The sequence below is a fragment of the Pseudomonas sp. GW821-FHT02B10 genome (assembly GCF_059421865.1).
Genome location: NZ_JBWKVU010000003.1, coordinates 473812 through 486969, shown reverse-complemented (window position 1 = coordinate 486969; position 13158 = coordinate 473812). Strand labels below are relative to the sequence as shown.

At 64.9% G+C, this 13158-nt stretch carries 11 protein-coding genes; 4 read left to right on the top strand and 7 right to left on the bottom strand.

Annotated elements, in window-relative coordinates; all coding sequences use genetic code 11:
- Window positions 1-93: 93 nt before the first annotated feature.
- The 7 genes from AC07VU_RS09615 to rfbB are packed head-to-tail and all read right to left on the bottom strand — an operon-like array spanning window position 94 to window position 7219.
- Window positions 94-549 carry a YiiD C-terminal domain-containing protein gene (locus AC07VU_RS09615; protein WP_274305252.1) on the bottom strand — a complete coding sequence of 152 codons (456 nt, stop codon included), beginning with the start codon at window positions 547-549 and terminating at the stop codon, window positions 94-96.
- Between the two features lie 50 nt (window positions 550-599).
- Window positions 600-2003, bottom strand: coding sequence for a sigma-54-dependent transcriptional regulator (locus AC07VU_RS09610; RefSeq protein ID WP_087089617.1), 1404 nt, complete (start codon window positions 2001-2003; stop codon window positions 600-602).
- Window positions 2000-3808, bottom strand: a complete 1809-nt coding sequence (locus AC07VU_RS09605; protein WP_007931700.1) for a sensor histidine kinase — start codon at window positions 3806-3808, stop codon at window positions 2000-2002. Before AC07VU_RS09605 ends, AC07VU_RS09610 begins: the two co-directional genes overlap by 4 nt.
- Window positions 3809-3844: 36 nt before the next feature.
- The gene (gene rfbD / locus AC07VU_RS09600; protein ID WP_495029780.1) at window positions 3845-4726 is read right to left on the bottom strand and encodes a dTDP-4-dehydrorhamnose reductase; all 882 of its coding nucleotides are present in this window, start codon (window positions 4724-4726) and stop codon (window positions 3845-3847) included.
- The gene (rfbC, locus tag AC07VU_RS09595; protein WP_009041723.1) at window positions 4723-5268 is read right to left on the bottom strand and encodes a dTDP-4-dehydrorhamnose 3,5-epimerase; all 546 of its coding nucleotides are present in this window, start codon (window positions 5266-5268) and stop codon (window positions 4723-4725) included. Before rfbC ends, rfbD begins: the two co-directional genes overlap by 4 nt.
- Window positions 5265-6140: a glucose-1-phosphate thymidylyltransferase RfbA gene (gene rfbA, locus AC07VU_RS09590; RefSeq protein ID WP_092418937.1), complete on the bottom strand. Its 876-nt coding sequence runs from the start codon at window positions 6138-6140 to the stop codon at window positions 5265-5267. Before rfbA ends, rfbC begins: the two co-directional genes overlap by 4 nt.
- Window positions 6137-7219 (bottom strand): dTDP-glucose 4,6-dehydratase, encoded by a 1083-nt coding sequence (gene rfbB / locus AC07VU_RS09585; protein ID WP_114760201.1) that lies wholly within the window; start codon window positions 7217-7219, stop codon window positions 6137-6139. The genes rfbA and rfbB overlap by 4 nt, the downstream gene beginning before the upstream one ends.
- Window positions 7220-7442: 223 nt before the next feature.
- On the opposite strand from rfbB, the gene AC07VU_RS09580 reads away from it, so the two are divergent.
- The 4 genes from AC07VU_RS09580 (at window position 7443) to AC07VU_RS09565 (ending at window position 13093) form a co-directional block, all read left to right on the top strand.
- Complete coding sequence (locus tag AC07VU_RS09580; protein ID WP_495029779.1) at window positions 7443-10355, top strand: aminotransferase; 2913 nt, start codon at window positions 7443-7445, stop codon at window positions 10353-10355.
- A gap of 310 nt (window positions 10356-10665) precedes the next feature.
- Window positions 10666-11544 (top strand): N-carbamoylputrescine amidase, encoded by an 879-nt coding sequence (aguB, locus tag AC07VU_RS09575; RefSeq protein WP_457275441.1) that lies wholly within the window; start codon window positions 10666-10668, stop codon window positions 11542-11544.
- A gap of 4 nt (window positions 11545-11548) precedes the next feature.
- On the top strand, window positions 11549-12655 hold the full coding sequence (aguA, locus tag AC07VU_RS09570) for an agmatine deiminase (protein ID WP_495029778.1): 1107 nt from the start codon (window positions 11549-11551) through the stop codon (window positions 12653-12655).
- Between the two features lie 246 nt (window positions 12656-12901).
- On the top strand, window positions 12902-13093 hold the full coding sequence (locus tag AC07VU_RS09565) for a hypothetical protein (RefSeq protein ID WP_277587650.1): 192 nt from the start codon (window positions 12902-12904) through the stop codon (window positions 13091-13093).
- Window positions 13094-13158: the final 65 nt, after the last annotated feature.

The window sequence follows — 13158 nt, the reverse complement described above, 5'->3', positions numbered from 1 at the left end:
GTGGATCGACTGGCGATATTCCGTCTGACACACCGCGCTGGCCGTTTACGACTGCTGCGCAGCCGATCGCAGGCTGCGCCAGCGGCTACAGGCTCATCGGTGCAGCACGTATTGCCCGGTGAAACGCACCGCATCTTCATTGCTGCCGGCATTCACCACCCGGGTGTGCAGGATCAGCCGCGCGCGGCCGTAGCGCTCATACATGGTCACGAACCTGTGCCACACCTCTTCGCTCGGCGCGGCGCAGATGGCCGTGGCGTCGCTGGTCACCGGTAGCGGGTAATTGATCTGCCCTTCCTGAATCACGATGTGCCCGTCGTCGATCCCCGCTTCTTTCAGCCGCAGGTGCAGCCAGCCCCAGCCGGCCAGCACCGCGCCGCAATACAGGCTGCCGCCGAACATGGTGCTCTTGTGATTGACGTTGGCTTCCAGCGGCAGTTGCAGGCGCAGCTCATGCGCGTGCCAGTCGAGCACTTTCAGGCCCATGTCCCGCGTCAGGGGAATGTCGTGATGGAGGATGGATTCCAGGTGACGACTGTCGCGGTTCATGCAGGGCCTCGGTGGTGAAATGGTGCATTAACAAGATTAGTCGGCATCGCTCACTCGATATCGTCGCCGCCCGAACTGGCGCCGCTGTCGCCGAAGCTCAGGCCGTGTTTGCGCAGTTTGTCATGCAGGGTCTTGCGCGGAATACCCAGGGCTTCGGCGAGGCTGCGCAGGGAGTTGTGGGAGCGGGCCAGCTCGGCGGCGATCAGGCTCTTTTCGAAGTTCTCCACCTGCTCGCTCAGGCCGCCCTCGACCACCGTCGGCGCCGGCTGCGAGGAGCCGCCATCCGCCGCGCTGTTGTCCAGGGCCAGTTCCAGGCCGAGGGCGAAGCGTTCGGCGGCGTTCTGCAGTTCGCGCACATTGCCCGGCCAGCTGTGGCGCAGCAGCAGGGCGCGCTGCCCGGGTTGCAGTTCGTGGGGCGGCAGGCCGTGGCGGGCGCTGGCCTCGTCGGCGAAATGCTGGAACAGCAGCAGGGCATCTTCGCCACGCTCGCGCAACGGTGGAATACGCAGCGGCGCGACATTCAGGCGGTAATACAGGTCGGCGCGGAAGCGCCCCTGGTCGGCCGCCTGGCGCAGGTCTTCCTTGGTCGCGGCGATGATGCGGATGTCCAGCGGGATCAGTTGATTGCCGCCCAGGCGTTCCACCACACGCTCCTGCAGCATGCGCAGCAGCTTGACCTGCACATCCAGACTCATGCTTTCGATTTCATCGAGGAACAGCGTGCCGCCGTTGGCGAATTCGAACTTGCCGATGCGGCGTTTCTGCGCGCCGGTAAAGGCCCCCGGCTCGTGGCCGAACAGTTCGCTTTCGACCACCGATTCGGCCAGGGCGCCGGCGTTGATCGCCACGAACGGGCCGTTGCGCCGGCTCGACAGGTCGTGCAGCGCCCGCGCCACCACTTCCTTGCCGGCGCCGGTCTCGCCGAGGATCAGCACGTCGGCCTTGGTCGCCGCCAGGGCGCCGATCTGTTCACGCAGACGCAGGATCGGCGCCGACAGCCCGACCAGCCGCGCGCTGAGCTCCTGGCGATCGCTCAGGGCCAGGCGCAGGCTGCGGTTGTCCAGGACCAGGCGGCGCAGGGCCAGGGCGCGGCGTACGCTGTCGAGCAGGGCATCGCTGGCGAAGGGTTTCTCCAGGAAGTCATAGGCCCCGGCGCGCATCGCCTGCACCGCCAGCGGCACATCGCCGTGGCCGGTGATCAGCAGCACCGGCAGCTCAGGGTCCTGGCCGTGCAGTTCGCCGAGCAGTTCGAGGCCGTCCATGCCGGGCATGCGGATGTCGCTGACCACAACCCCCGGCCAGTCGCGCTCCAGGCGCGCGGCCAGGCCCTGGGCTTCGCCCAGCGGCAGGATCTTCAGCCCGGCCAGGTCCAGGGTCTGGCTCAGGGCCTGGCGCAGGTGCGGATCGTCGTCGATCAACACCACCTGTACGTCACTGGTGATCGGTGTACTCATACGCTGCGGTCCTCGGACGGTTGCAGGCTCACTCCCGGCGCGCCGGCGCGCAGCCGCAGGGTAATCAGGGCGCCGCCTTCGCGGTGGTTGGAGAATGACAGTTCACCACCGAAGGCGCGCATCAGGGTGTCGCAGATCGCCAGGCCCAGGCCAAGGCCCTGGGTGCGGGTCTTGGTGGTGTAGAAAGGCTCGCCGGCGCGGCCCAGGGCCTCCATGCAGAAGCCCGGGCCGTTGTCGCGAATGTACAGATTGACGCCCGTGGCGGTGGATTCGGCACTCAGCCAGAGTTTGCGCGGCGGGCCTTTTTCGGTCAGCGCGTCCAGGGCATTGGCCAGCAGGTTGCCGAGCACCTGGCGCAGCCGCGTCTCCCCGGCCTCGACCCACAGGGTGGCCGCCGGCAGGTCGCGGATCAGCTCCACTTCCATCGCCCGTCGACGTTTGGCCAGCAGTGCCAGGGCATCGTCCAGCGCCGGTTGCAGGGCGACGCTTTCCGGCGCGTGGCGGTCGCGGCGGGCAAAGGCGCGCAGGTGGGCGATGATCGAGGCCATGCGCCCGGTCAGTTCGCTGATCAGCTTGAGGTTGCCGCGGGCGTCCTCGGTGCGCTGGTGGTCCAGTAGCACCTCGGCGTTTTCCGCGTAGCTGCGGATCGCCGCCAGCGGCTGGTTGAGCTCATGGCTGATGCTCGCCGACATGGTGCCCAGGGCCGAGAGCTTGCCGGCCTGCACCAGATCGTCCTGGGCACGCACCAGTTCCTGCTGGGCGTGTTCGCGCTCGAGTACTTCCTGCTTGAGGCGACGGTTCAGGCCTTCCAGGTCGCTGGTGCGTTCGGCCACGCGCATTTCCAGCTCGCGCCGGGCCTTGGCTTCGAAGGCGATGCGTTCCAGGTAGTGGCGACGGCGCTGCATCATCAAGCCGAGCAGCAGCATCAAGACCAGCAGCGTGGCGCCGCCCACCGCCACCACGGTGCGCACCGGGCGATCGATCAGGGTACGCGGGGCGAGGATGCTCACGCTCCAGCCGGTTTCGTCGATCTGCCGGGTCTGGGTCAGCCAGGCATTGGAGTCGAGGTTCAACGGCCGTGGATCGCGGGTCGGGTAGGGCTGGATGGCGACGATGGCCTGGCTTTCGTCTTCAGTCAGCGGGCGGGTCGAGCGGAAACGCCATTCCGCGCGCGAAGTGAGGATCACCACGCCATTGTGATCGGTGACCACCAGTTGCTCGGGGGTCTTGCCCCAGAGGCTTTCGGTGTGGTCCAGGTCGACCTTGACCACCAGCACACCGATGATTTTCTCGCCGTTGCGCACGGCGGCGGCGAAGAAATAACCGCGCTTGGCCGAGGTGGTGCCCAGGCCGAAGAAACGCCCCAGGCGTCCGGCCATGGCTTCGCTGAAATAGGGGCGGAAGGAGAAGTTGCGGCCGACGAAACTGTCGTGCTTGTCCCAGTTGGACGCCGCCAGGGTGTTGCCGGAGGTGTCCATCAGGTACATCACTTCGGCCCCGGTCTGGGCGCTGATGTTTTTCAGCAGGCGGTTGGCGTTGCCCTGGGTCACACCATCGTCCGGCGCACCGAGGACCGCACGCAACGCCGGCAGCTCGCCGAGAATCTGCGGCAGCACCTCATAGCGGTGCAGGGTGCCCAGCAGGTTAGCGACGTAGAGGTCGAGGGTCTGGCGGTTCTGGCCCGCCAGTTCGCTGCGGTAATAACGCTCGGCCAGGTGCTCCAGCGGCCACAGCAGCGGCGCCAGGCACAGGGCCAGCAAAGCCAGGCTACGCCAGCGGGGGCGTCGGGGAAGGGGTGGAGTCATGGGGACGATGCGCCTGTGGGTACAAGCGCATTATGCCTACCCCTGCCCGGCAAGACACTCGTGCAATGCGCTGCGCCACTCAGGCTGGCGCACGCCCCACTCGCGCTCCAGGCGGCGGCAATCGAGGCGTGAGTTCAGCGGCCGTGGCGCGGGTGTCGGATAAGCGCTGGAGGGGATCGCCTCCAGGGTCGCGCAGGCTTTGCCTTGGGCCAGCAGGTGCTCGCCAATGGCCTGGGCGAAGCCGAACCAGGAGGTCTCGCCAGCCGCGGTCAGGTGGTAGGTCCCCCAGGCTCCTGGCTGGCCTGCCTGCCAGCGCTCGATCAGGGCGGCAGTGCTGGCGGCGATGGTGCCGGCCCAGGTAGGCGCGCCGATCTGGTCGGCGACCACGCGCAAGTGCGGTTTTTCCTGCAGCAGGCGTTGCATGGTCAGCAGGAAGTTCTTGCCGGTGTTGGAATACACCCAGCTGGTGCGCAGGATCAGGTGTTCGCCACCTGCCGCGGCGATGGCCCGTTCGCCGGCGAGCTTGCTCTGGCCGTAGACGCTCAGCGGGTGGGGTTCATCGTCTTCGGTGTAGGGGGCCTGCTTGCTGCCGTCGAAGACATAATCGGTGGAGTAGTGAATCAGCGGGATGCCCAGTTCCCGCGCTTCCTCGGCGAACACCCCGGGGGCGCTGGCATTGATTGCAAAGGCCAGGTCCGGTTCGCTCTGGGCCTGATCGACGGCGGTGTGGGCGGCCGCGTTGATGATCAGCTGCGGGCGCAGGCTGCGCACTTGCTGGCGAATGGCGTCCGGGTTTGTCAGGTCGAGCAGGCCGCGTCCGGGCACGATCAATTCATGCTGGTTTCCCAGGCGCTGTTGCAGGGCCTGGGAGACCTGGCCGTGCTGGCCGCTGATGAGGATCTTCAATCGGCCGCTCATGGGAACAGCTCGGCTTCGCTGAGCAACTTGCCGGCCTGATCCTTGGCCGAGAGCTGCGCCGGGCCTGTGAGTTGCCAGTCGATGGCCAGGGTCGGATCGTCCCAGCGAATGCAGCGTTCGGACGCCGGGGTGTAGTAGTCGGTGGTCTTGTAGAGGAACTCGGCGTACTCGCTCAGCACCACGAAGCCATGGGCGAAGCCTTCCGGTACCCACAGCTGGCGATGGTTGTCCGCGGACAGCCGCACCCCGACCCACTTACCGAAGTGCGGCGAGCTGCGACGGATGTCCACCGTCACGTCGAGTACTTCGCCGGCGACCACCCGCACCAGTTTTCCCTGGGTGTTTTCGATCTGGTAGTGCAGGCCGCGCAGCACGCCCTTTTGCGAGCGCGAATGGTTGTCCTGGACGAACTGGGTGCGCACGCCGGTTGCTTCTTCGAACGCCTTGGCATTGAAGCTCTCGTAGAAAAAACCGCGCTCGTCGCCAAAGACCTTGGGCTCGATGATCAGCACGCCGGGCAGTTCGGTGGCCAGGACCTTCATTGGGTTTCCCCCGCCAGGCTATAGAGGTATTGGCCGTAACCGGTCTTGCCGAAGTACTTGGCGTGTTCGAGCAGATGCTCGCGGTCGATCCAGCCCTGGTTGTAGGCGATTTCCTCGAGGCAGGCGACTTTCAGGCCCTGGCGGTGCTCGATGGTCTGCACGTACTGCGAGGCTTCCAGCAGGCTGTCGTGGGTGCCGGTGTCGAGCCAGGCGAAGCCACGGCCGAAACGTTCGACGCTGAGGTCGCCACGTTGCAGGTAGGCATTGTTGACGTCGGTGATTTCCAGTTCACCGCGCGCCGAAGGCTTGACCGCCTTGGCGATCTCGACCACTGAGTTGTCGTAGAAATACAGCCCGGTCACGGCGTAGCTGGACTTGGGGTGCAGAGGCTTTTCCTCGATCGAAAGAGCGTTGCCCTGTGCGTCGAAGTCGATCACGCCAAAGCGCTGCGGGTCCTTGACCCAGTAGCCGAAGACCGTCGCTCCGGAGGGTTTCGCCGCGGCGTTCTGCAGCTTCTCGGTGAAGTGTTGGCCGTGGAAGATGTTGTCGCCGAGGATCAGGCACACAGGGTCGTCGCCAATGAATTCCTCGCCGATCAGGAACGCCTGCGCCAGGCCGTCCGGCGATGGTTGTTCGGCGTAGCTGAAGCGCACCCCGAACTGGCTGCCGTCGCCCAGCAGGTTGCGGTACTGCGGCAGGTCCTGGGGGGTGGAAATCAGCAGGATGTCCTTGATGCCGGCCAGCATCAGCACCGAGATCGGGTAATAGATCATCGGTTTGTCGTAGACCGGCAGCAGTTGCTTGGACACACCCAGGGTGATCGGGTGCAGGCGGGTGCCCGAGCCACCCGCCAGAACGATACCTTTCATCATGCGATCAGATCCTTGAAGTCAGTGAAACCGAGCCGTTGCCCTTGATAGCTGCCGTCCTGCACGTGCTGGCACCATTCCTGGTTGTCCAGGTACCACTGCACGGTCTTGCGCAGGCCGCTGGCGAAGGTTTCTTGCGGTACCCAGCCCAGTTCGCGCTCGATCTTGCCGGCGTCGATGGCGTAGCGCAGGTCGTGGCCGGGGCGGTCCTGGACGAAGGTGATCAGGTCGGCGTAGTGCTGCACGCCTTCGGGCTTGCGTGGCGCCAGCTCTTCCAGCAGTTGGCAGATGCCGCGTACCACGTCGATGTTTGTCTGTTCGTTGTGGCCGCCGATGTTGTAGGTCTCGCCGACCACGCCTTCGGTCACCACCTTGAGCAGGGCGCGGGCGTGGTCTTCGACGAACAGCCAGTCGCGCACTTGCAGGCCGTTGCCGTACACCGGCAGCGGTTTTCCGGCCAGGGCGTTGAGGATCACCAGCGGGATGAGTTTTTCCGGGAAGTGGAACGGCCCGTAGTTGTTCGAGCAGTTGGTGACCAGTACCGGCAGGCCGTAGGTGCGCTGCCAGGCGCGGACCAGATGGTCGGACGCGGCCTTGCTGGCGGAGTAGGGCGAGCTGGGGGCGTAGGGCGTGGTTTCGGTGAACAGGTCGTCGACGCCGTGCAGGTCGCCGTACACCTCGTCGGTGGAAATGTGGTGGAAACGGAAGGCGCTTTTTTCCGTCGGCGGCAGGGCCTGCCAGTAGGCGCGGGCGGCTTCCAGCAGGCTGTAGGTGCCGACGATGTTGGTCTGGATGAAGTCCGACGGACCGTCGATGGAGCGGTCGACGTGGGACTCGGCGGCCAGGTGCATGATCGCCTGGGGCTGGAAACGCTCGAGCACGGCGCTGACGCTGGCCTGGTCGACGATATCGGCCTGGACGAACTCGTAGCGGGTGTCGGCGGCGATACTCGAAAGCGACTCCAGGTTGCCTGCGTAGGTCAGCTTGTCGAGGTTGAGCACCTCGTGTTCGGTGTTGCGGATCAGGTGGCGAATCAGCGCCGATCCAATAAAGCCGGCACCGCCGGTAACGAGAATGCGCATATGGGTAGGCCTTCTTCCCTAAGACATGGAGTCGCGAATGGAGCATAGCTTGTCGGCAGCCAGCGGCCGCTGCAAGGGCCGCCGATGTCTGGCCCGGGTATTGGCATCCTGTTTGCCTTCCCGGTGGCAGTGAAGCCCTTGTCGGCTGCCCGGACCAGGGGGTTGCGTAACGCCTGGCGCAGTGGCGATATACGCATCTGACAATAATTCCAGGGGTCGTTCCATGTTGCTCGCCACGTTGATTCACCGCGCCAGTCTGCCCGGTCCGCAAGTCACCCCGCAGCAGGCGCTGGACCTGCTCGAAGTGCACTATGGCCTTGGCGGCACGCTGCAATCGTTGGGCAGCCAGCAGGATCTCAACTACCGGCTCGACAGTCCCCGGGGGCGTTTTGTCCTGAAGATCTGCCGTGGCGACTACGCCGCCCTGGAACTGCAGGCGCAACATGCGGCGCTCAAGCACCTGGGCAGCCACCCCGAGCTGCACGTACCCCGGGTGATCCCGGCGAAGAACGGCGCCGACCTGCTGTCCCTGGAAGTCGACGGCCAGGCGGTGCATGTGCGCCTGCTCGACTACATCGAAGGCCAGCCGCTGACCCACCTCAAGCACCTGGGCCCCGAGCTGGCGGCCGGCTTCGGCCGGTTGTGCGGGCAGATGGACCTGGCCCTGGCGGACTTCCGGCACCCGGGCCTGGAACGCACCCTGCAATGGGACGCGCGCCACGCCCATAGCCTGATCAATCACCTGTTGCCGGTGATCGCCGACGAACAGCAACGCCGCCTGATCGCCGAAGTGGCCGAGCAGGCCGAGCGTCGTGTGCAGCGCCTGGCCGAGCAGTTGCCGATGCAGGCGATCCACCTGGACATCACCGACGACAACGTGGTCTGGCAGCGTGACGCCCAGCGCCACTGGCAGGTACAGGGGGTGATCGATTTCGGCGACCTGATCCGCACCTGGCGCATCACTGACCTGTCGGTGACCTGCGCGGCGCTGCTGCACCATGCCGAGGGCGATCCGTTCTGCATCCTGCCGGCGGTCCGCGCCTATCACGCGGTCAATCCACTGCAGCAGGCCGAGTTGCTGGCGCTGTGGCCGCTGATCGTGGCCCGCGCCGCGGTGCTGGTGCTCAGTGGCGAACAGCAGGTGAGCATCGACCCGGGCAACCAGTACAGCCGCGACAACTTGAGCCACGAATGGGAGATCTTCCGCGTCGCCACCTCGGTGCCGTTCGAGTTGATGGAAGCGGCGATCCTCGCGGCGGTCGGCCAGTCTCTGCCGGCCATCGCCAGCGAAGGTTTCGCCCCCTTGCTGCCGGGCCTGGTGGGGCGCGAGTTCGCCCTGATCGACCTGGGCGTGCTCAGCCCGCATTTCGAGGCCGGCAACTGGGAGCAGCCGGAGATCGATACCCGGCTGTTGCAGCAGGCCGCGGCGGCCCATGGATTGGCAGCCAGTCGGTATGGGCAGTACCGCCTGTCCCAGACCTGTCCGGACAGTGCCGTCGAGCCGGACACTTTCCCGTTGCACGTGCAGTTGCAGGTACCGTCCGGCACGGCGGTCGAAGCGCCTTTTGCTGGGGTGCTGCACCGTGCCACCGACGGTGTGTTGCGCCTCGATGGCCCGCAATTGAGTGTGCGGCTGTGGGGCGTCACGCCCTCGGTGCATGCCGGCGCGGCGCTGGTCAAAGGCCAGGTGCTGGGGGCGGTGGATGGCGGGCTCAAGGTCCAGCTGTGCCGTGGCGCGCAGCTCGATCCACCACTGTTCTGCACGCCCTCGCGGGCCGCGGCATGGCAGGCGCTGTGCCCGTCGCCGGCGGCTCTGCTGGGCCTGGCCTGCGACGCCGAGCCGGAGCTCGACTCGCACGCTTTGCTGGCGCGCCGCGATGCCAGTTTCGCCCGTTCGCAGAAGCACTATTACGTCGACCCGCCACGCATCGAGCGCGGCTGGCGCAACCACCTGATCGACATGCAGGGCCGTTCCTACCTGGACATGCTCAACAACGTCGCGGTGCTCGGCCATGGCCATCCACGGATGGCTGCTGAGGCCGCGCGCCAATGGTCGCTGCTCAACACCAACTCGCGTTTCCACTACGCGGCGATTGCCGAGTTCTCCGAGCGCTTGCTGGAGCTGGCGCCGGACTCCATGGACCGGGTGTTCCTGGTCAACAGCGGCAGCGAGGCCAACGACCTGGCGATCCGCCTGGCCTGGGCCTACAGCGGCGGGCGCGACCTGCTCAGCGTGCTGGAGGCCTATCACGGCTGGACGGTGGGCGCGGATGCGGTGTCCACCTCGATCGCCGACAACCCCCAGGCCCTGAGCAGCCGCCCGGACTGGGTGCATCCGGTGACCGCGCCCAATACCTATCGCGGCGAGTTCCGCGGCCAGGACAGCACCGCGGACTACGTGCGCAGCGTCGAACACAACCTGGCCAAACTGGCGGAGCAGAATCGCCAATTGGCCGGTTTCATCTGCGAGCCGGTGTATGGCAACGCCGGCGGCATCGCCCTGCCGCCGGGTTACCTGAAGCAGGTCTATGCGCTGGTCCGCGCCCAGGGCGGGGTGTGCATCGCCGACGAGGTGCAGGTCGGTTACGGGCGCATGGGCACGTTCTTCTGGGGCTTCGAAGAGCAGGGCGTGGTGCCGGACATCATCACCATGGCCAAAGGCATGGGCAACGGCCAGCCGCTGGGGGCGGTGATCACCCGCCGGGAGATCGCCGAAGCGCTGGAGGCCGAAGGTTATTTCTTCTCCTCGGCCGGCGGCAGCCCGGTGAGTTGCCGGATCGGCATGGCGGTGCTGGACGTGATGCAGGAAGAAAAACTCTGGGAAAACGCCCAGGTGGTCGGTGGCTACTTCAAGCAGCGCCTCGAAGCCCTGATCGAGCGTTATCCGCTGGTGGGCGCGGTGCATGGCTCGGGGTTCTACCTCGGCCTGGAGCTGATCCGCGATCGCCAGACCCTGGAGCCGGCCACGCAGGAGACCGCCCTGCTGTGCGATCGCCTGCGCGAGTTGGGGATCTTCATGCAGCCCACCGGCGATGACCTGAACATCCTCAAGATCAAGCCGCCGATGGTCACCACGCGCCAGAGCGTCGACTTCTTTGTCGACATGTTGGCCAAGGTGCTGGAGGAGGGGCTCTAGGCCCCACTCGAATGCCCTGCATTCGGATCGCGAGCAAGCTCGCTCCTACATAGAAAGGCATGCCCTGCAGGGGCGAGCTTGCTCGCGATAGCGTCGGCACTGACACCCCTGAATCCCTATAAATATCGATAATAATCGATGTTTATAGGGGTTAATTTTTGGATGCTTTGTTTTTAGGCTTTTAAAGTCGATTTTTATCGGATATAAAGTCGTCCCTATCAGGACAGGCTCAAGCCGCGCCTGAGCATTCCCTTTTTTGTCATCGACCGATGCCACCCTCGGTCCTTTGCTGCTGCCCAGGAGATGATCCATGAGCCGTATCGTTACCGTCGCCGCAACCCAGATGGCCTGTTCCTGGGACCTCGAAGCCAATATCGAGACCGCGGAAAAGCTGGTCCGCGAGGCCGCCGCCAAAGGCGCGCAGATCATCCTGATCCAGGAACTGTTCGAGGCCCCGTACTTCTGCCAGAAGCCGAACCCGGACTACCTGCAGCTGGCGACCCCGGTGGAAAGCAATGCGGCCATCGCGCACTTCCAGAAAGTCGCCAAGGAGCTGCAGGTGGTGCTGCCGATCAGCTTCTATGAACTGGCCGGGCGGGCGCGTTTCAACAGCATCGCGATCATCGACGCCGACGGCAGCAACCTCGGGATTTATCGTAAAAGCCACATCCCGGACGGCCCCGGCTATCACGAAAAGTACTACTTCAATCCGGGCGACACCGGCTTCAAGGTGTGGAACACCCGCTACGCGAAAATCGGCGTGGGCATCTGCTGGGACCAGTGGTTCCCGGAGTGCGCCCGCAGCATGGCCCTGCAGGGTGCGGAGCTCCTGTTCTACCCGACCGCCATCGGCAGCGAGCCCCACGACAAGAGCATTTCGTCCCGCGACCACTGGCAGCGCGTGCAACAAGGCCACGCCGGCGCCAACCTGATGCCGCTGATCGCCAGCAACCGCATCGGCAACGAAGAGCAGGACGGCTACGACATCACTTTCTACGGCTCGTCGTTCATCGCCAACCAGTTCGGCGAGAAGGTTGAAGAACTGAACGAGACTGAAGAAGGTATTCTTGTCCACAGTTTCGACCTCGACGAGCTGGAACACATTCGCAGCGCCTGGGGTTCGTTCCGCGACCGTCGGCCGAACCTGTACAGCGCGATCAAAACCCTCGACGGTTCCCTGGAGTCCTGAACCCATGACCACTTTGCACAGCACCCCTCGCGCCGACGGCTTCTACATGCCCGCCGAGTGGGCGACGCAGACCCAGACCTGGATGATCTGGCCCGAGCGCCCGGACAACTGGCGCCTGGGCGGCAAGCCGGCGCAAGCCGCGCACGTAGCGGTGGCCAAGGCCATCGCCCGCTTCGAGCCGGTAACCGTGGCAGTGTCCGCGGGCCAGTATGAAAACGCCCGGGCCCGCCTGGACGTGCCGAATATCCGCCTGGTGGAGATGTCCAGCGACGACGCCTGGGTCCGCGATACCGGCCCGACCTTCGTCATCAACGACCAGGGCGAAGTCCGTGGCGTGAACTGGGATTTCAACGCCTGGGGCGGTTTCGACGGCGGCCTGTATTCGCCGTGGAACCGTGACTCGCAGGTAGGCGGCAAGATCCTCGAGATCGAGCGCAGCCCGCGTTACCGCACCGAGGGCTTCGTGCTCGAAGGCGGCTCGATTCACGTCGACGGCGAAGGCACGGTGATCACCACCGAGGAATGCCTGCTCAACCGCAATCGCAACCCGCACATGAACCGTGCCGAGATCGAAGCGGTGCTCAGCGTCAACCTGGCTGTGGATAAAGTCATCTGGCTGCCGGATGGCCTGTACAACGACGAAACCGACGGCCATGTGGATAACTTCTGCTGCTACGTGCGCCCGGGCGAAGTATTGCTGGCCTGGACCGACGACCCGCAGGACCCGAACTACCCGCGCTGCCAGGCGGCGCTGAAAGTGCTGCAAGACAGCACCGACGCCAAGGGTCGCCCGTTCACAGTGCACAAGATGCCGATTCCCGGACCGCTGTACGCCACCGAAGAAGAGTGCGCGGGCGTCGACCCGGTGGATGGCACCCAGGAGCGTAATCCGTCGGTGCGCCTGGCCGGTTCCTATGTGAACTTCCTGATCGTCAACGGCGGTATCATCGCTCCGAGTTTCGACGATCCCCTGGATGCCCAGGCCAAGGAAATCCTGCAGAACCTGTTCCCGCAACACGAAGTGGTGATGGTGCCGGGTCGCGAGTTGTTACTGGGGGGCGGAAATATCCATTGCCTTACCCAACAGCAACCGGCGCCGCACAAGGTTTGAGTGTTGTTGTAACAGCCCGTGACGCCTGATTGACGGGCGGTTACATGGATCCAATCCGGCGTCGCCCGGCAAGCCCGCAGCCCTGATGGACTGCGGGTTTTTTTGGATCCGGAAGCTGGCAATTGCGAGACCTTGGCATAGCTCTTGTATCTCTCGCGAGGTCAATCCGAGGCCGGTGGAACTGCGATGTTCTGTCATAAACCTTGGATAAGTTAGCCGCTTACAAACCGGGAGAGAGCGCTGGAAATGAATAGGGTCAGCGAGCGGACTTCCGCAATAAATAGCGAGTCGCTTCAGGTTCTGGCGCAATGGTTGAAGTCCAATGGAACGCGACAGGTCCGGGAAATCGAGCCGCGCCGGATGATCCTCGATCGTTACCCTGCTGGTTTGTTCAGCGAGGCCGAACTCGAAGCGCTGTGGGATGTGTTGGAAGGATAAGCAAACAACGGATTGGTAAAAGCGCTGCCCGGATGGCAGCGCTTTTTTTTTGCGCGAATGTAGCC